15 protein-coding genes are annotated in these 19292 nt (G+C 64.3%); 13 read left to right on the top strand and 2 right to left on the bottom strand.

Going from position 1 to position 19292, the window contains the following annotated elements:
* Positions 1 to 115: 115 nt before the first annotated feature.
* Both PQT43_RS24560 and speD read right to left on the bottom strand, forming a co-directional pair.
* Entirely contained in the window at positions 116 to 1480 is a 1365-nt protein-coding gene (locus PQT43_RS24560; RefSeq protein ID WP_102879866.1) for a glutamine synthetase family protein, read from the bottom strand.
* Positions 1481 to 2174: 694 nt separating this feature from the next.
* Positions 2175 to 2609 (bottom strand): adenosylmethionine decarboxylase, encoded by a 435-nt coding sequence (gene speD / locus PQT43_RS24555; RefSeq protein ID WP_102879865.1) that lies wholly within the window; start codon positions 2607 to 2609, stop codon positions 2175 to 2177.
* Between the two features lie 592 nt (positions 2610 to 3201).
* On the opposite strand from speD, the gene PQT43_RS24550 reads away from it, so the two are divergent.
* From PQT43_RS24550 to PQT43_RS24490, 13 genes are all read left to right on the top strand, one after another.
* A complete protein-coding gene (locus PQT43_RS24550) occupies positions 3202 to 4701 on the top strand; it encodes an alkaline phosphatase family protein (protein ID WP_267269865.1) in 1500 nt (499 codons plus the stop codon).
* On the top strand, positions 4701 to 6515 hold the full coding sequence (locus PQT43_RS24545) for a B12-binding domain-containing radical SAM protein (RefSeq protein ID WP_102864327.1): 1815 nt from the start codon (positions 4701 to 4703) through the stop codon (positions 6513 to 6515). Before PQT43_RS24550 ends, PQT43_RS24545 begins: the two co-directional genes overlap by 1 nt.
* Positions 6516 to 6518: 3 nt before the next feature.
* Positions 6519 to 7646, top strand: a complete 1128-nt coding sequence (locus PQT43_RS24540) for a radical SAM protein (protein ID WP_102864328.1) — start codon at positions 6519 to 6521, stop codon at positions 7644 to 7646.
* Positions 7636 to 9867 carry an ANL family adenylate-forming protein gene (locus PQT43_RS24535; RefSeq protein ID WP_267269866.1) on the top strand — a complete coding sequence of 744 codons (2232 nt, stop codon included), beginning with the start codon at positions 7636 to 7638 and terminating at the stop codon, positions 9865 to 9867. The genes PQT43_RS24540 and PQT43_RS24535 overlap by 11 nt, the downstream gene beginning before the upstream one ends.
* Positions 9868 to 9870: 3 nt before the next feature.
* Entirely contained in the window at positions 9871 to 10125 is a 255-nt protein-coding gene (locus tag PQT43_RS24530) for an acyl carrier protein (protein WP_102879862.1), read from the top strand.
* Positions 10126 to 10272: 147 nt separating this feature from the next.
* Positions 10273 to 11571, top strand: coding sequence for a trans-sulfuration enzyme family protein (locus PQT43_RS24525; RefSeq protein WP_102879861.1), 1299 nt, complete (start codon positions 10273 to 10275; stop codon positions 11569 to 11571).
* Positions 11568 to 12638 carry an OsmC family protein gene (locus tag PQT43_RS24520; protein WP_213666147.1) on the top strand — a complete coding sequence of 357 codons (1071 nt, stop codon included), beginning with the start codon at positions 11568 to 11570 and terminating at the stop codon, positions 12636 to 12638. The genes PQT43_RS24525 and PQT43_RS24520 overlap by 4 nt, the downstream gene beginning before the upstream one ends.
* The gene (locus PQT43_RS24515; RefSeq protein WP_267269867.1) at positions 12632 to 13042 is read left to right on the top strand and encodes a VOC family protein; all 411 of its coding nucleotides are present in this window, start codon (positions 12632 to 12634) and stop codon (positions 13040 to 13042) included. The genes PQT43_RS24520 and PQT43_RS24515 overlap by 7 nt, the downstream gene beginning before the upstream one ends.
* A gap of 9 nt (positions 13043 to 13051) precedes the next feature.
* Entirely contained in the window at positions 13052 to 13696 is a 645-nt protein-coding gene (locus PQT43_RS24510; protein ID WP_102864334.1) for a sulfotransferase family protein, read from the top strand.
* Complete coding sequence (locus PQT43_RS24505; RefSeq protein WP_102879858.1) at positions 13689 to 14360, top strand: HAD-IA family hydrolase; 672 nt, start codon at positions 13689 to 13691, stop codon at positions 14358 to 14360. Before PQT43_RS24510 ends, PQT43_RS24505 begins: the two co-directional genes overlap by 8 nt.
* Positions 14338 to 14772 (top strand): type II 3-dehydroquinate dehydratase, encoded by a 435-nt coding sequence (locus tag PQT43_RS24500; protein ID WP_102864336.1) that lies wholly within the window; start codon positions 14338 to 14340, stop codon positions 14770 to 14772. The genes PQT43_RS24505 and PQT43_RS24500 overlap by 23 nt, the downstream gene beginning before the upstream one ends.
* On the top strand, positions 14765 to 15076 hold the full coding sequence (locus PQT43_RS24495; protein ID WP_162884136.1) for a phosphopantetheine-binding protein: 312 nt from the start codon (positions 14765 to 14767) through the stop codon (positions 15074 to 15076). The genes PQT43_RS24500 and PQT43_RS24495 overlap by 8 nt, the downstream gene beginning before the upstream one ends.
* Before the next feature lie 8 nt (positions 15077 to 15084).
* The gene (locus PQT43_RS24490; RefSeq protein WP_267269868.1) at positions 15085 to 19104 is read left to right on the top strand and encodes a non-ribosomal peptide synthetase; all 4020 of its coding nucleotides are present in this window, start codon (positions 15085 to 15087) and stop codon (positions 19102 to 19104) included.
* The last annotated feature ends 188 nt before the right edge of the window (positions 19105 to 19292 follow it).

Genomic DNA, 19292 nt, shown 5'->3' with positions numbered 1-19292 from the left:
GCAGCGGCCAGCGCTTCAGCAACTGTCGATGATCTGCCGGGCGCAGCTCAGGTCCGGCAAAGCGGTTTCAGGCCGCCTTGCCCATGAGTCCAGCACCGCAGATCGTTTCTGCGGCTCAGGCCTGGGTCAGGTACCAGCGCCAGTCCTGCTCGCCGACTTCGGCCATGAACTGGCGGTACTCGGCACGCTTGACCGCCAGGTACACACCGAGGAACTCACGGCCCAGGGCGTCCCGGGCCCAGGCCGATTGCTCCAGGGCGATCAGCGAGGTCAGCCAGTCGGTGGGCAGCAGTTCGGTGGCCTGGGCGTAGCCATTGCCCTGCACTGGATCGCCCGGATCGAGCTGTTCGCGCAGGCCACGATGGACGCCGGCGAGGATCGCCGCCGCGGCGAGATAAGGGTTGGCGTCGGCGCCGCAGATGCGGTGTTCGATGTGCCGACTATTGGCCGGGCCACCGGGCACCCGCAGGCTCACGGTGCGATTGTCGACGCCCCAGGTCGGCGCCAGGGGCGCGTAGCTGTTGGCCTGGAAGCGCCGGTAGGAGTTGGCGTTGGGGCAGAACAGCAGCAGCGATTCCAGCAGGGACGCGAGCATGCCGCCCACCGCCTGGCGCAGCAGCGGGGTGCCGGCCGGGTCCTCGGAGGCGAACAGGTTGCGGCCCGCAGCGTCGGCAATGCTCACGTGCATGTGCATGCCGGTGCCGGCCAGGTGGTCGAAGGGCTTGGCCATGAAGGTGGCCTGCATCCCGTGCTTGTGGGCCACGGCCTTGACCAGGCGCTTGTAGCGCACCGCCTGGTCCATGGCCTCCAGGGCATCGCCGTGTTCCAGGGTGATTTCCACCTGGCCCGGGGCGTACTCGGAGATCGCCGTGCGCGCCGGAATGCCTTGCAGTTTGCAGGCGGCGTAGAGATCGGCGAGGAACGGCTCGATCTGCTCCAGCTCGCGCAGACCGTAGACCTGGGTGCTGCGCGGACGACCGCCGTCGGCGTCCAGGGCCGGTTGCGGTCGGCCGTTGCCGTCACGCTTGGCGTCCAGCAGGTAGAACTCCAGCTCGCAGGCCATCACCGGGTGGTAACCCTCGGCCTTGAGCCCGTCGATCACCTTGATCAGCAGGTGGCGCGGATCGGCGATGCTGGCGGGCATGCCCTCCTGCGGATGCATGCTGACCTGCACAGCCGCGGTGGGAATCTGCCGCCACGGCAGGCGCACCAGGCTGCCGGCCAGCGGGTAGGCACGGCAGTCGATATCACCGACGTCCCACACCAGGCCGGAGTTCTCCACGTCGTCGCCGTTGAGGGTCAGGCCGAGGATGGTGCTGGGCAGGGGCCGGCCGCTTTCATACACCGCCAGCAGTTCTTCGCGGTGCAGCAGCTTGCCTCGGGGCACGCCGTTGGCGTCGAGGATGAACAGCTCGATCATGTCGATGTCGGGGTTGGCGGCCAGGAAGTCACGGGCTTCGTCGAGGGCGGCAAATTTCATCAGGGTTCTCGCTTGCGCCATTGGGGCGCGCAGGTTTTCAGGTCCTGCAACAACGCCGCGCACGGTGCGGTTGCAAGGGTAGAAATCAGGTCTGGGAGCGGCACGCGCAGGAGGGCGCGATCAGGCCAGAAGCGAGTGATCCGGAGGACGTGAGGAGTGGCGCAGACGGGAGCGGCACAGGGCCATGGGCAGGTTGACCAGGAGTTTCATGGGCAGGGCCTGTCCAGCAAGTACAAGCCGATGACGGCGGCGCGGTCCTCATGGACCTCACGAGGCATGGCGGGGAGCGAGCGGGGCAGCGAGAACCCAGCGTCGACGTCAGCACCGCGGCCACTGTGCAGGGGCGCGGGAGCTGATCTGTCGAATCCGTGAAACGGGCTCAGGGGGTACATCGCCGGGTGATCTCGCTGTCGAGTTCGTTGTAGTTATTGGTTATGGGAACCGGGCGCTGCTGGGGCAGAGCAATGGAGCCGTTGTCCCAGGGCGGATCAATACTGCAAGAATCCGTCCGCCAATGTAAGGGGGGTAAACGGCTCCAGTCCCCTGGCGGGTGCCCTGCACCCACGGGGAGAGGTGCGAGCTAGAGCGGTGCTTTCTGGTTGCCAGAAGTGTCTGATTTTTTTTACAGAGCCCCAGCAGACACCGGGCAACTTCCACGCAGCATCACCGAGTATCAAGGCTCTTCGTACAAAGCCTAGGGATCGACCGACTCTGTCTGGTGCCGTACCACCGGCGCTGCATGGCTGGCTGGCAGGTGAGGGGATGCTTGCGTCGCTCCCCGCTCAACGATCTTCATCGCCCGTACATCGCAGCCCAGGTTCGAACAGATGTAGTCGAATGCCTTGACCGGGTCGCAGGTTGTGCCGCAGGTAAAGATGTCGAGAAACAGCGCGCCATGCTCGGGGTAGGTGTGGAAGGAGGCGTGGGACTCCTCCAGCATCACCAGGACCGTTGCGCCTTGTGGCTCGAAGCGTTTTGTCAGCGTGCCACAGACCGTCGCGCCGGCTTCGGCGGAAGCGGCACACAGCAGTTGGGTCAAGGCATCCAGGTCATTGAGCTTTTCGGGGGCGATCTGATAGAGCTCGCCCAGCGTGTGCCTGCCAAAAAAAGCATTGGCGTTCGGGTTCATAGGACTTCCCTGTTTCGACACCAGTACGGATGGCGCGGGTCGGTGAGTGACAGGCTGCGCAGGCCTGATTGCAGGCGCCGATGATGGGATAGCCGGTACTCGATTTCCAGGCAAATTGCCGGCGGGTTATTTGAGTATGTAAGAGGTTGATACCAATTGTTTCGCAGGCCCTGGCGGAGCGATCAGCACCTGGCGCGCAGGCCCCGAGGCAAGGCGGCGCATGGCACCGGCAATGATTCATGGGCCTTGATCAACTCACTCATCGGTTCAGCTATCGCCATCGGCAGGCGTCGCCGTGCTGTCCGGGGGCGAATCTGTTCCTTTATTAGTTGCTGGAAATATCGATTCATACTCGGATTGATTTTGTTACAAGTCTGAAATTATTTTCGGAGTTCTTTGTTTGATGTCGGTGTTAGCTTGTTTTCGCTGCTGTTCCGGCTGTGCCTGGTAGTTGTGAGTCTCGAACTTTGTCGGTTGGTTTTCGAATGGCGTCGCAATAGCGATTCTTATACGTCGCTGCTGTTTGAAATGTTGTTCTGCAATGTTGATGAAAGTTTATCTGGTTAAACTTTAGTGTCGGAGGTGGGTGATCATGGAAGATCAGAAGTTGAAGTTGTTGGTCTTCGGTATCGACGGGGCGTCCCATGCTGTCCTCCAGCAACTGATGGCTCGGGGATTGCTGCCGAACTTCAGCGCACTGCGCCGGCGCGCCTCCCATGGGGTACTGCAATCGACCTTCCCACCGCACACGGCACCGGGCTGGGCCTCCATGTTTACCGGGGTTTCTCCGGGTGAACACGGGATCTACCAGTTCTGGTCGACCCAGTCTGCGGACTATCGTTTCCGGGCAATGAACGCTGCCGACTATGGGCGTGAACCCTGCTGGCTGACCCTGGAACGCCAGGGGCTGAAAGTCGGTGCCTACAACATCCCCATGACTCATCCGCCGGCAGATCTTCAGGGCGGCTATATGATCAGCTGGCCATTGGCCAAAACCCTGAGATATACCTCGCCCGCCAACTTGATGCATGAGTTGATGCAGGCGGGACTGCACTATCATTCAGACATTGTCACGATGTATCGCGGTCAGGAAGACTACTGTGAGCAGGCGCGAAAGTTTATCAAGGGGCGTGCCGATACTTGCTGTTTTCTGCAGCAGACCCGACCAGTGGATGCACTGTTTGTAGTCTTCACCGAAGTTGATCGTGTCAGTCACTATTATTGGGGCGATCACTCGGCGCCAAGTTCAGTAGTGGAACAGTGTTATATCGATATTGATCAGGCGCTGGGCACGGTATTGACCCTGGCCGATGACGACACCCTGGTGGTGGTGGCTTCCGACCATGGCTTTGGCCTGTGTGAAGCGGACTTCAGCGTGCACGAGTTCCTCGAACAACAGGGCCTGCTGGCGACCCGCTATGAACTCCAGGACTCGGGCGCCGAGGCCTCCCACGACGACCCGGGGGCGCGTTCCTGGTTCGACGCCCCCGGAAGCTACCGACGTGTGGTGGATTGGTCGCGCACCGAGTTCTACATGCCCACCCCTGGCTGCTTCGGTGTCAATGCCAATCTGATGGGGCGCGAGGCCCAGGGGGTGCTGCGCGCCGAGCAGTTGCCGGAGGCCGAAGCGCGTTTGCAGCAAGCCCTGGAGCAGGTGCTCGACGAACAGGGGCGCCCCTGGTTCACGCTGGTCAAGGCCGATCAGGTGTATGCCGGCGCACGCCTGCAGGACGCTCCCGACTACCTGCTGATCCCCAGGGATTTCAGCGTCATGCCGACGCCGGCACTCACCGGCCGGGTCTGGAGTACACCGGCCCAGCGTGGCGTGCATCGGCCCGACGGCATCGTGTTTATCCGTGGCTCGACCTTTCCCGAGGACGCCGCGCTGCAAGCGCGGATCGAAGACATCTACCCGACGATCCTGGCCCATCTGGGGCTGCCGGTCCCTGAAGGGCTGGAAGGCCACTGGTTGCTGGAACCGGCCCACGAGCCGCAGCGCGAGCCCGGCCGCAAAGGCTGTGGCGGGCAACGAATGAGTGAAGAAGAACAGCGCTTCATGGACAGCCAATTACAACAAATTGGGTATTTTTAATGGAAACCGTGCAGTTCACCAACGCCGCCGACGGGTTGATTCCGCTCGCCAACCTGGCTGAGCCGATCGACGCGCCACCGACCAATCCGCTGCATTCCACTGTCGACTTCCGCAAGCCGCAGCCGATGCGCGTGTGCTTTCCGGTGTTGCTCGATGGCGACCTGGTGATGAGTTCCGAACACCTGGGCGTCAGTTACCTGGTGTCGATCCTGCGGGACCTGGGAGCCGAGTGCCAGGTGGTCGAGGTCAAGTCGATCCAGCACGGCGACGAGATTGCCATTGCCGAAGTGGTGGCCTTCAAGCCCGACCTCATTGGTTTCTCCCTGACCACGGTCACCGTCAGTCATGCCACCGCTTTCGGTTCGGCATTGCGTGCGGCCCTGCCCGAGCAGGTGGCGTTTCTGGCTGGTGGCCCGCTGGCCACCTTCCTGGGCTCCAAGTTGCTGAGCAACCCCAACTGGAGCTTCCTTGACGCCCTGGTGCGCGGTGAGGGCGACGTGCCGCTGGTGCGCTACGTCGAGGCCTTCTGGGATCACGGCGACTACGCCCGGGTGCCGAGCCTGAGCTGGCGCGAGGAGGGCGGGTTCGTCATCGACAACCCCATTGGCAAGCCGGTGCCGGAGCTGGACATGCTGCCTGAGCCGGCGCGGGATCAGTTCGAGCTCAACAGCGGCAAGCTGCCCTACCTGCGCCTGGCCACCACCCGTGGCTGCACTGCGCGCTGCACCTTCTGCAACGCGCCTCACGCCGGCAACAAGATCAACCCCGGCAAGCTCTGGCGGGCCAGGACCCCGGACAATATCGTCGATGAAATCGAGCGGCTTTATCACAAGTACAACTTCAACACCTTCGACTTCGTCGACTCGACCTTCGAAGACCCGGGCGGTGCGCCGTTCGCCAAGCAGCGGATTGCTGACATCGCCCAGGGCGTGCTCGATCGTGGGCTGAAGATCTATTACAACTGCTGCATGCAGGCCAAGAACTGGCACCCTGAAGACCAGCCGCTGCTGGACCTGCTGTACCGCTCCGGCCTGGAGAAGGTGCTGATCGGCATCGAGTCGGGTTCACAGATCGGCCTGGACCGCTGGAAGAAGAAGTCCACGGTCGAGGACAACAAGCGGGCCATCGAGCTGGTGCGTGGTGCCGGCATCTACGTGGCCTTCGGATTCATTGCCTATCACCCCTGGTCGACCTTCCAGGAGATCCGTGACAACAACCTCTTCCTGCGCGAATACATGGGCTACAACCTGCGCCGCTACACCGTGCGCCTGGAGCTCTACCCCGGGGCGGAGGCGGTCGAGACCCTGCGCGCCGAGGGCAAGCTGCATGACGACTTCGATGTGTCGCTCAATGCACTGAGCTACGACTTCGAAGACCCGCGAGTGCGTCAGTTGTCGACCATCAGTGCCTTGCTCTACGGCGAGAAGTACGCCTCGGAAATGGTCATCGAAAAGGAACCGGCGGTGTTCGAGTTCGAGACCTACGACATTGTCATGCACACCTTCATGTCGCGCTTGCGGCGTGCGGTGCTCGGCGACGCCCGGGGCATGGCGATTCTCGAAGCCGGCGAAGCCAAGGCCGCCGAATTGCGCCGGCTCATGAGCGATTTCAACTATGCGCTGATTTCCGAGATGACCGACCTGGCCGAGCAGGGGACCCTCGACGAGGCCTATGCCCATGAACGGCGACCCCAGGTCGAGCAGTTCTACCGGGTCAAGCTCGGCGAGCTGCGCCAGGTCCAGTTGGGAATCAGCATGCAACTCCACCGCGCCGGGCTGAGCCTGCGCGACATCCAGTTCAGCAAAGGGGCTTGAGCCATGACGAATGCCGAACCGGTGAACTTTCTCGGTCACAGCCAGTTGCTGGGCAATGACCTGGTCATCAACGAGGACTCCTGCAACCTGGGGTGCACCTACTGCCTGACCGGGCAGAGCAACATGAAGTCGTCCCACGAAGGCAAGCTGATCTTCCAGCCGCCGGTGCACGACGTCTACAGCCAAGACAGTGACCTGGGCCGGCGTCTGCAGACCATCGTCGAGCGAGTCAACCGCACCTTCAAGCCACCGCTGCTGAAACTCACCGGCGGCGAGATTTTCATCATCAAGGGCATCATGAGCTTCATCGAGAGCATGTCGCCCCTGCATGAAGTGCTGATCGTACAGACCAACGGCCTGCCGTTGACCCGGGACAAAGTGCGGCGCCTGGCCCAACTGGGCAATGTCGTGGTGCAGATCTCACTCGACAGCAGCAACTATCAGGGCAACAGCTATCGGGTCCTGTCGCCACGCATCCACGAGATGATCATGGAGCGTATCGCGATGGTCCTGGAGGCCGGCCTGCCGCTGGAAATCTATGGCGTGCTCAATGACCGCAGTGCGCCGTATCTGCGCGAGTTCGTGGAGTGGTGCTCCGGGTTTGCAGACAACCCGCCGCAGCTGTTTCCGTTCCCCGTCCGCGGCCCGGACAGCGAGAAGTTCAAGGTTCGCCCCGAGCAGTATCCGTTCATCGACGCGTTGTTCGAGCTGCGCGAGCGTTACCCGCAGATCCTGCCACCCAAGGCCTACCTGGACCGCCTCAGTTCGTTCTATCACCAGGGGCGGCGCACCTGGCGCTGTCACCTGCCGCGCCTGGTGCTGTCGACCTTCAGCGACGGCGTGGCCACGCCCTGTCCGAACATCTGGTTCCACAACATGGGCAACGTGCTGGAACAGGACTGGAACAAGGCTCTGGCGCCGGTGAACCGCTCACCGTTCTATCAGTTGCTGCTGGCTGAACGACCACGGCTGGATGCCTGCAAGGGGTGCTTCACGCCCTGGGACACCCTGAGCCTGTATTTCGAAGACGCTATCAGCCTGGACGAGTTATGCCGTGCGCCTTCCTACGCGCCCCAGGCCGTCAGGAACCTGCTCGAACAAGCCAAGGAAGCGTATCAACATGGCGCCTGAGTCACGGACCGATGACCGCTGGTTTGCCCAACTGAGCGCGGGGCCGGTACTGGCTTCGCTGCCGGCAACCCGGCGCAGTGAGTGGGCCCGGCAGCTTGGTGAACTGGCCAGCAGCGGCCAGCAGCGCCTGCTGCTGGTGTTCGACAGTACGCTTGAGCATGCCGCGCTGTTGCTGGTGTTGCTGGAGCAGGGCTTGTCGCCGTTGCTGGTGGCCAGCGATGCCAAGCCCCAGGAACTGCAGCGCTATGCCGCCCAGGGGGCGATCAGCCACAGCGTCCATCTGGAGCAGGGCGAACTGCGGGTGACATCGCTTGAGCCTGGCGCTGCGCGGCCTGCCGATCCGGCAGTGCAGCCACACCGGCGTGGCATCTATTTGCTGACGTCGGGCACCACGGGGGAACCGTCGCTGGTTTTTCGCGACCTGCACAGCTGGCGCGACGAAGGCTTGCGCTATTGCCGGCTGTTGCAACTGAGCCACGAGGACCGGGTACTGTTTATTGCCCCGGTGTATCACGCCTATGCACTGGGCTGGTTGTGGGGCGCGTTGCTGGCCGGGTCCCAGGTGGAAATCTGCAAGCCCACGGAACTGGGGGCGGCGCTGCAGGCGCTGCGTCTGCGCGCCAGCCATTGCGTGGTCACGCCGATGTTGGCGACCCTGATGGCCCAGCGGGTTGGCCAGGGTGAGCGTCCGCCCCAGCTCAAGGTGGTGATGTCCGGCGCCGGCCCGGTGGACGGACAGCTCGACCAGCAGTTTCAGCAGGCCTTCGGCATCGGACTGTCGCGCAACTATGGCAGTACCGAAAGCGGTGCCGTGTTTGCCGGCGTCGCGCCATTGCCGCCGTTGTCCATCGGCTTTCCCATGCCGGGGATCGAAGTCGTGGAGCCGGCGGCGGGTCAGCCGTTTGCCCTCAAGGTGCGACTGGAGGATGGCCGCCTTTACGACACCGGCGACATCGCCGAACAGAGTCCGGCCGGCTACAGCATTGTCGGTCGTGAAAGCAGTGCGATCCGTCGGGGCGAACGCTGGATTTCGCCGTTTGAGATTGAATCGGTACTGACCAGCCACCCCGACGTACTGGATTGCTCGGTGCGGGCAGTGAAGTCGGCCCGGGCAGGCAACGACCATATTTTCGCCTTCGTGGTCTGGAGTGCCGAGCGGCCCTGGAACCCGGGACTGCTGCGCGAATACTGTCAGGCGAACCTGGCGTCGGCCAAGGTCCCCGACCGCTTCGAGCGCACGGCATTGATTGCTCGTAGCAGTAATGGCAAGCCGCTGCTCAGTCGCCGCTACCGCCCGGCTGCCAGCCTGGTATTGCTCGACGCGGCCCACGCTTACAAGCGTTCGCAATTGCTGTTGGCATTGTGGGATTGCGGCGCCTTGCAACTCAGTGCCCAGGGCTTGAGCGTCGATCAGATTGCCCAGCGTACCGGGCTGCATGCGCAGACTCTGGCGGTGGCCTTCGACACCGCCCAGGCCAACGGATTGGTGCAGGAAGCCGCAGGCGCCGAGGCGCATGCGCAGGACCTTGAGGCCCTGGCTCCGGTGCTCGATCTGGAAGCCTTCAACAACCGCCACTGGAACCGTCTGGACGAGCTGCTGGCGGTGCTGCATGACGGCCTCGACCGGCGCGCTTTCGAGCAGAGTCCCAAGCATCCGCAATTGCTTCGGCGCTACCAGCGCGCAGTGTCCGGGGCGGACAAGCAACTGGCTGCGCAACTGACCTGGCGCAAGGCCTTGCTCCACACGACGGGCGCCATTCGCCTGCTCGATGTCTGTGCCACCGGCGCGGTGTACACCCAGGCGTTGCTTGGTCGCCGACGCCTTGACTGCAACGCCAGCCGGATCGTGCCACTGGGGGGGCTCAACCCTGTGGCGGCGGATATTCCGGTGCACAGCCGGGAGACATTGGCCGAGCTCGATGAGTGCCAGTTCGACGTTATCGTGCTCGACAACACCTTGCACCAGCCCAGCGTAGCCCAGGCCCTGCCTGCCTTGCTGGAGCGCCTGGGGGCAGGTGGCCGGCTGATCATTGACGAGATTTTCTTTTGCGACACGGCCTCGGCAGCTGTCGGCGTGGATTGGCTGACCCATGGCGGCTGCCAGTACCCGAGGCAGGACGAGGTGGTTGCGGCGCTGGCGCGCCTGGGGTTCGTCGGCGAGCAAATCTGGCGCCGCGAATCGATGATTTATCAATGCACGATGTTATTCAGCAGGAGCTAGAAAATGACCGATACCGACCGCTTGATCAAAGTGTTCTCCAGCACCGTGGGCCGTGAGCTGAGCCGCGAAGACCTTTCGGGGGGCGACCTGATCGGCACCCTGGGCCTGAACTCGATCGACGCCTTGCAGTTGCTGATCCAGGTGGAAACCGAGTTCGGCTTTTCCATCGAGGACAACGAGCTGTCCATTGAACTGGTCAACTCGCTGGAGCGCCTGGAAGCCTTCGTCGCCGACAAGACCCAGGCCCGGGTCGTCTGAGGACGATGACGGCATGTGTCTCTTTGCCAACCTCGGCCGCGCGCTTTGCAGTGCGCGCCGACCTGGGCGGCCCGGCGCCCGCCGGGCCGCCCGGAAGAACCGAACGACGAGGGAATTCGTGTGAACGATGCAAAAAAGACTGAGGCAATGTTTGCCAATCGTCCCGGCACCGATGCCCAGTTGCCCTGGCTCAACCAGCTCAACCGCCAGCGTCTGGCCGGGCCGGCGATGGAGAACAATCGCTGGCTGACCGAAGGCGAGGCCCCGGCGACACTCTGCGTGCACGCCGGCACCTACGAGGACCCGGTGACCGGGGCCGTGGGCACGCCGATATTTCCCAGCACCACCTTTCGCTTCAGCCAGTCCACCTACGAGTCGTTCCTGGAAGGCTACGTGCGTGACATTCCCACCTACAGCCGCTACGGCAACCCGGGGCAGTGGTCGGTGCAGTTGAAGGTGGCGGCCATGGAGGGGGCGCAAAGTGCCTTGGTTCTGTCATCGGGCATGGCGGCGATCGCCTCGACCCTGTTCGCCCTGACCAACCGCAATGGCCACATCATCTCTTCCTACGATCTCTACGGTGGCAGCTACAGCCTGCTGCACGCCGACATCAGCCAGGCCGGGCGCTCGGTGAGCTATGTCGACCCGCTGGATCTGCAGGCGATTCGCCGGGCGATCCGCCCGCAGACCCAGATCATGTTTTTCGAGCTGCTGTCCAACCCGCTGATGAAGGCCATCGATCTGCTGGCCATCGCTGCCTTGTGCAAGCAGGAGAACATTCTCCTGGTGGTGGACAACACCTTCCTTTCACCCATCAGTTGCCGTCCCCTGGAGTGGGGGGCCGATATCGTCATCCACTCGGCGACCAAGTACCTCAACGGGCACAGTGACGCCACCTGTGGCGCGGTTGCGGGCAGTCGCAAGCTGGTGGACCGGGTCTGGGCACAGCTGTTGCGCTTTGGCGGTAACCTGGACCCCTTCGTGTGCTTCCTTCTGGAACGGGGCATGAAGACCCTGGCGGTGCGCATGCAGGCTCATGCCGCAGGGGCCCGGCAGGTGACGCGTTTTCTCGAACGCCATCCGCAGGTGACCGCGGTGCATTCGGTCTATGCCGAGGAGTATGCCCACCCCCATCTGTACCAGTACGCCGCCCAGGCCACCTGCGGCATGCTCGGTTTTGAGCTGCGGGGCGGCGATCCGGCGGCCCTGCAACTGCTGGAACACCTCAAGCTGATCACCTGTGCCACCAGCCTGGGCGGTGTCGAGTCGCTGGTGAGCCTGCCGTTCAACACCTCCCACAGCGGCCTGACTCGCGAGCAGCAGAAAAAGATCGGGCTCAACCCCGGGCTGGTCCGGCTGTCGGTGGGAATCGAGGACCCTGATGACCTGTGTGCCGATCTCGAGCAGGCGTTGCGTCAGGTCTACCAAGGAAGGAGTCAGCCATGAGAAACGGAATGAACATCTCGGGCTTCAGTGAGATTGTCCACGAGATCCAGCAAGAGCCGGCCCAGGCGATCTTCCGTTACGCCGCCTATGCGCACTGTTCGCCGGCCGGCGGCATGCTGGCCGGCGTGGCTCCGGCCTTGATCGGCCTGTTGCGCGCGCCGCGGCATTTCGAAGTACCGATCCGCCCCAGCCCGGCGTTGCAATGCCAGGGGCTGCTGGACCCGGCCTGGCCCCAGGAATTGGCCCTGGCGGCGCTCTCCGGCTGTTTCCTGGTGTCCGCGGTGTCGGGGTTTTCCGCGCGACGGACCACGGTCGATCATCTGTCCATGACCACCAGCGCGATCCTGCAGGAAGCGGCCGCTGCTGCTCCCCAAGTGCGCTACGAGATCCGTTCGGGCACCGACAAGAAGATCAGCGAAGCCCTGGAAGTGATCGAGGCGGTGAAGAGCCACAGTCCCAATCACCAGACTTTCGTCCAGCCCCTGGGGCTTTCGGCACGTCTGGTGGATGCCGAGGGCGCTGGCCCCTGGCACAGGTTTTGCCCCTTCGAGCAGGCGCCTGCGGATACTGCGGCGGTCCAGACCAAGACCCAGGCCCTGTCCCTGGATTGCCAGTGGCTCTATGGCACTCAACTGCGGGCGGACTTCGTCCACCAGGACCCTCAGGACCTGCGCAGCTTTCCTATCGACCAGCCCAAGCAGCTGGCTGGTATCGACTGGGGCCCCAACCCCCAGGAATACCTGCTGATGGCGATTGCCGCCGATGTCCTGGCGCAGCTCAACCGTCGCCAGCAGTTGCCGGGTGCGGTGCACCTGGACGTGCGGGCCATGGTGGACATCCGCGGCATGTGTGAAGTGGCGCCGACCCCGGTTCACCTGCAGGACATCGAGCTTGAACTGCAAGTCGAAGGCTGGCCGGCCGCCCAGTTGGCGACGCTGATGCAACAGCTGGCGGCGAGCATCGAGGCCTCGGTGGTGTGTGCCCTGATTCGCCATCGGGTGGGTTTCGAGTTCCAGGTCGGTGCCCGGCCGCTGTCCGAGGATGCCCGCGAGTGCCAGCCATGCTGAATCAGTCGACCCTGTGTTTCGCCACCCTGGCGGTTCCCGACCTGGCGGCTGCCGAAGCCTTCTATGTGCAGGTCCTGGGTCTGCAGGTCAGCCGGCGCTTTGCCCCGACCCGCTGGATCAGCCTGGATGTGGACGAGCAGGGCGGTGCCGGACTCGGCCTGATCGAAGACCCGCTGATGGCTCGACCGTCGCCGGCCAGCATGCTTGACCTGATGGTGCCTGAGCTGGATGCGCTGGTTGCCCGGATGCCACCGCAGGTGACCCTTGTCGAGGTGCCAGGGCCGACCCTGTGGGGCAGTTACAAGGCGGTGATCGAGGACCCGTTCGGCAACCGCCTGGGCCTGGTCCAGTGCAGCCCGCAGGCCGCTGTCCAGGATACCGGGCAGCCGGGAAAGAACGAGTAAGGAGCTGGGATGCTTAAGCAATATGAATGCATGAATGTACCGGACTGCGTTGCTGGCGATGGCGGCTTCGTGTCCGTGGTCTCCGGGCTGCCGCGCAGCGGCACCTCGATGATGATGCGTGCCCTGGCCAGTGCCGGCCTGGCGCCGCTGACTGACAACCTGCGCCAGGGCGATGAACGCAATCCCCATGGCTATTTCGAATGGGAAGCGGTCAAGTCCCGCGACGGCTACCTGGGGTGGATGGACCAGGCCCGCGGCCGTGCGGTCAAGCTGGTGTCGCGCTTTCTCCAGCACCTGCCAGCGACCCACGGGTATCGGGTGTTGTTCATGCACCGTGATATCGATGCGGTGATCCGTTCCCAGCGAGACATGGCCGAGCACCACAGCGGTCAGGTCTGGGGAGGGCAGGAGGTCGAGGAACTGGCGCGGCTGTATCGCGAGCATGTGGCCCAGGTGCTGGCATGGGTCCGTTCGCGGCCGAACATGCAACTGCTGGAACTGGATTATCAACGGGTGCTGCAAGACCCTGACGGCGAATTCACCCGGGTTGCGGCATTCCTCTCACCCTTGCCCCTGGCGGTGCAGTCGATGGCGGCCACGGTGGATCGAGGTCTGAATCATCAAGCGGCGATGGAGGCTGCGAGCCATGTCTGAATTGCCCATCCGTGCAGTCATCTTCGACCTCGACGGAACCTTGATCGACAGCAAGCAAGTGATTCGCGAGGCCTACCACGCGGCCCATGCCCAGGTGGTAGGGGCGGACGTCGAGCCACCACCGTTCAGCGAGTACTGCAAGCACCTGGGACGCAGCTTTGTGCAGATCATGAAGATCATGGGGCTGCCGGCGCAGATGCACCCGGTGTTCATGCGTGAAAGCAACGCGCGAATGCAGCGCATCCGCGTGTTCGAAGGCGTCGGGGGACTGTTGGCGAGCTTGCATGCCAGGGGCATTCCCATGGCGATCGCCACGGGCAAGGACCATGGGCGCACGGTGGCGATTCTCGAGTACCTGGGCCTGCTGAAGTATTTCTCCTGCATCGTCGGCAGCGACGACGTGGCCAATCCCAAGCCGGCGCCGGACATGGCCCGGATGATTGTCGAACAGTTGCATCTGGACCCGGCGAGCTGCCTGTTCGTGGGCGATGCCCTGGCTGACCTGCAGTGCGGCCAGGCGTCGGGCATGCAGACCGCGCTGGCGCTCTGGGATCATCCCGGCGAGGAGATCCGACGCTATCCCAGCACCTATCAACTGACTGCGCCAGGCCAGATCCTGGCCTTGCTGGAGGTGGCTCGCCATGCCGACATTACTCCTGCTTAACGGCCCCAACCTGGGGCGCCTGGGGCTGCGCGAACCGCAGGTCTATGGCACCAAGACCCTGGACCAGATCACCGCTGAGGTCACCGCGGTCGCCGCCTCCCGTGGCTGGACGGTGCTGGCCCGACAAAGCAACCATGAGGGCGAGTTGATCGACTTCATCGAGAGCCAGCATCAGGCCGAGGCGATGATTATCAATCCGGGGGCGCTGATGATGTCCGGCTGGGCTCTGCGCGATGCCTTGCAGGACTACCCGGGGCGCTGGATGGAGGTGCACATTTCCAACCTGTTTGCCCGCGAGAGCTTCCGTCACAGTTCGTTGCTGGCGCCCCTGTGCCACGGCTTCATTGCCGGTCTGGGCACTGATGGCTATGCCCTGGCCGCCGCGGCACTGGTGGGAGCCCGCCATGTGTAGTGCAACGGCGGTACCGCTGCAGACTCAGGTGATGGACGACGTGCTGGGCCTCTGCGCCCGTTTGCTGAAGGTGGCGCAGGAGCAGTTGCATGCCGGGCAGAACTTCTTCGCCATCGGGGGCAGCTCGTTGCAGGCCCTGCAACTGTGTGCACTGCTCGAACAACTGCATCCGCAACTGTGCGGCGAGGACGGGATTGACCTGACCCTGATCGTCGGCACCGCGACCCTCGGCGAGTTTGTTGCCGCCGTCCTGCAGGGGGCGGCCGGCCGGCGTGCCGGGGCAATCTGCGAGGGCGAACTATGAGCCAGGCGATGGCGACATTGATCGAGCATTGGGAACAGCGCGGTGTGCACCTCTATGAAGATGGCGGGCGCCTGCGCTACTACTGCGGCGCAGACGGACTGCCTGAAGATATCCGCCATTTAGTGGGTCATGAGAGGAGTCGCCTGCTGGCGTACCTGGCCCCGACGGACCCACTGGCGTCTCACCTTGGCGGGCTGCGCCAGGCCTACTGGCTGGGTGAGCATTCGGCTTTCAGCCAGGGCAGTGCTGCCTATCTGCACCTGGTCTATGCCGGCGCGGTGCCCACGGCCGCGCAATTGCAAGCGGCATTGCCCCGCCTGCTGGCCTTGCACCCGATCCTGGCGTACACCCTGGACGCCCAGGCCCCGCGCTTCAAGCCGCTGGTCGCACCGCAACTGATGGTCGAGCAGCAGGTCGCTGCAGAGGGGACGGACCCACGGCGTTGCACGGCCCTGGCGGACAGCGCCATGCCGATTGCGCCGTTGACCGCGGAGCAGCCGCTGTTTCGCCTGGTGCTGGTGGCAGGTCCCCATGAGCGCTGTTTGCATGTGGTCTATCGGCTGGCGCTGTTCGATGCCCCGGCGGTGCAGATTTTTATCGGTGACTTGCTGGCACTGGTCGCCGGAGACAGTCCTCTGCAAGCGCAGGGCTATGCCCCGGCGCAAGTCGCGGCGTGGAGCCGGGCCCAACGCCTGGCGCGTTTCAAGGCCCGGCACTACTGGCTGCAAAAGATTCCCCAACTGGCTGCGGGTCCGGACCTGCCGCTGGCTCGGCGTCGGCAGGCGAGTGCAACACCGGCGCGCTTCATCGAGCATCGGGTGGTCCTGACGCCGGCGCTGCAGCAGGCGCTGAGTGCGGCGGCACGGCATCACCGCGTGTCGCTCAATGCGGTCCTGCTGACGGTGTATCTGCAGACCCTGGCACGCTGGTCGGGCAGGACCACGGTGACCTGCAGCGTCATGTACAGCACCCGGACGCTGCTGGGGCCGGAGTTCGCCCGCACCATCGGCAATTTCGCCGATACCCTGCTGCTCGATCTGCCATCCCAACCCCTGGCCTTTGCCGCCTGCGCCCAGCGGGTCCAGCAGGACCTGTACGGTGCGCTACAGCATGCCGCCTACGATGGCGTGTCAGTGGTCCGCGAATGGATTCGCGAACACGACCAGCGTCTCGACAGCAGCGAGCCGCCGATGCCTTATGTGTTTTCCTCGTTGCTGGAAATGGACCTGCCGGCGCCACCGCTGCAACAGACCGATCACGCGATGATGACGCCGCAGATCTGGATCGACGCCCAGGCCTTCGCAAGCGAGGCGGGCTTGTGCCTGTCCTGGGACGAGCGCGAGGGCTTGTTCGAGCCCGGGCTTGTCGCCCAGGCCTTCGAGCATTTTCATGGCGCCCTGGAGCGCCTGGCCAACCAGCCGTCGACCTGGGAGCTGAGCGAGCTGGCCTTGCCTGAGTCACTGCTGGCCCGGGTCGATGCCTTCAATCACTGCACGCGGCCGCTGCCTCGGCAGGCTCTGCATCAGGGCCTGTCCAGGCAAGCGGCGCTGCGCCCGGATGCGCCGGCGCTGTTGAGCGCTGGCAGCAGTCTGAGTTTTGCCGAGCTGTTGCGCCTGGCCAGTCGTCTGGCCAGCCACCTGAATGAAAACGGCGTGGGGCCCAGTGACCATGTGGTGGTGCGCGGCAGTCGGGACAGCGCCAATGTGGTGGCGATCTACGCGGTACTGATGGCCGGGGCGACCTATGTTCCGGTGAGCAAGAGTTCTCCGGTGCGCCGGGTGCATTCGATCATCACCCAGGCAGCGGCCACCACGGTGCTGGGCGACGATGCTGCGGACATCGCGGCGGTGCTCGCATCGCCGGTGAACTGGTCGCTCGACTACCGGCACTGGCTGGCGTCGCCGGAGGCGCAGGGCGCCGCTATCGCACCGGCTTATCCGGCGGTGGACAGTTCCCTGGCCTACCTGATGTTCACCTCCGGCACCACGGGCACGCCCAAGGGGGTGGCGGTCAGCCATCGCGCCGCGTTCAATACCCTGCTGGACTGTCACGAGCGCTTTGCCATCGACGCCCAGGACCGGCTGCTGGGGGTCAGTGAGTTCAGCTTCGACCTGTCGGTGTTCGACCTATTCATGCCGGCATTGTGCGGCTGTGCGCTGATCCTGCCGGCCAATGGCGAGCGGGCCGAGCCCCAGGCCTGGCTCGACGCGGCACGGACCCATGGGGCGACTGTCTGGAACTCGGTCCCGGCGATCATGGAAATGGCCCTGGGCTACGCCAGGGCGGTGGGCCTGCCGGCGCCGGCGGCGAGTGTGCGCCTGTGGATGGCCAGCGGCGACTGGATCGCCCTGGGGTTGCCCGAGCGCCTGCGGGAGCTTACACCGGGCTCGCGCTTCGTGGCCCTGGGGGGCGCCACCGAGGCGGCCATCTGGTCCAACTGCTTCGAGGTCCAGCAAGTGCACCCCGAGTGGCCGAGCATTCCCTATGGCCGACCGCTGAGCAACCAGCGGTTCTACATTCTCGACGCGCTGGGCCGGCGTTGCCCGCCAGGGGTCAAGGGCATGCTGTACATCGCCGGCGACGGCCTGGCAGCGGGCTACATCCATGATCGGCAACGGACCGAGCAGGCCTTCTTCATCGAGCCCGGGTTGCAGCAGCGGGTCTACCGCACCGGTGACATGGGACGGCTGCGAATGGACGGGGAGATCGAGTTTCTCGGCCGCGAGGACTTGCAGGTCAAGCTCAATGGCATGCGTGTGGAACTGGCGGAGATCGATGCGGTGCTGGGACGCGCCCCCGGGGTCGAACAGGTGGCGGTGTGTGTAGACGCTGCCGGGGCCTTGTACGGGTTTTTCGTCGCCGGTCAGCCGGCACCCAGTGGCCCGCAGTTGCTGGCCTTCGCGGCGCAGTACCTCAATCCCTACATGCTGCCGGTGCAGTTGTTCGCGCTGGCGCAGATGCCGCTGAGCGCCAACGGCAAGGTGGATCGGGGGGCGCTGGTGGCCTTGCTGCCAGGGCTTTGCGAACCCGGCGAGCCGGTGCAGGAGGTGGGCTTCTCGGCCCGGCAGGAACTGCTGCTGAGCTGCGTCCAGCGGGTGTTGCCGGCGGTACGTGGCGCGGCTGATTCATGGTTCGACATGGGCGCCTCGTCACTGCACGCGGTGCACATCCTGCTGGGGTTGAACACTGAGCTGGGGCTGGACCTGAGCCTGGCGGACATCTACGCCTATCCCTCGGTCAGTGCCTTGCTCGGGCATATGCAGGGCACGGGCCGGCGGCACCGCAACCGGGTGGATTTCTGCGCCGGCAGCGGTGAGCCGCAACCCTTGCTGGTGCTGGTGCACCCGGTGGGCGGGGCGTTGTCGTGCTATTGGCCGATGATTCGTGCCACCCGCGAGGACTTCCAGGTGATTGGCCTGTGTGCCGACGCTGGCCAGCGTTTCGATACGCTTGAGGATCAGGCTCTGGAGTACCTGGAGCAATTGCAGGACAGCCTGCAGGCAGCACGTCCGGTGGTGCTGGCCGGTTGGTCGTTCGGTGGCGTGCTGGCGGTGGAAATGGCCCGCTTGCTCAGTGACCGCGGCCGTCAGCAACTGGCGCTGGTGACCCTCGATGCGGGCGCGCCGCTGGACAGCGTGGTGCAATTGCCGCCGAGCTTGTTGCAGCAACTGTTTCAGGACGACCTGGAGCATTGCGCCCAGATCCAGGCCACGGGCCAGGCGGTAGCCGAAGTCTGCGAGAGCGCCACCCAGGAACGCTTTGCCTTGTTCTGTCGGCACTACGCCGCCTTGCTCGATTATCGCTACCGAGCGCCGGCTTGCCCGACCTGGCACCTGCAGGCCAGCGTCGAGCAGCCGTCCAGCGGGCTGCGTCCCTTGGCCGGACAGGACCGGGACGCCCATTGCCTGACCCTGGCTGGTGACCACTACAGCATTCTTTCCGGGGCGGCCCTGGAGCAGATTTTGCTGAGCCTGGCGGCGGCGGTGCGCGAAGTCAGCGCGGCGGATGACCGCCAGGCAGGGACATGAACGCTGGTGAACACAGGCGTGCGCGCCCAGTGGCCACCCCGGCAGGCGGCTCACTAGTGGCTGCGGGCCATGATGTGGAGTGTCTGAAAGTGCTGTTCCAGGCTGATTCTGCACTGGCGGATCGCCCCGCTAACCGGGAAAATTCGCCTCGGCTCCAAGGCTGCCACCCAGGCGCCAGGAGCCTCATA

This window comes from Pseudomonas sp. BLCC-B112, assembly GCF_028550695.1.
GTDB lineage: Bacteria > Pseudomonadota > Gammaproteobacteria > Pseudomonadales > Pseudomonadaceae > Aquipseudomonas > Aquipseudomonas danubii.
This window is presented reverse-complemented; position numbering and strand designations above follow the sequence as displayed.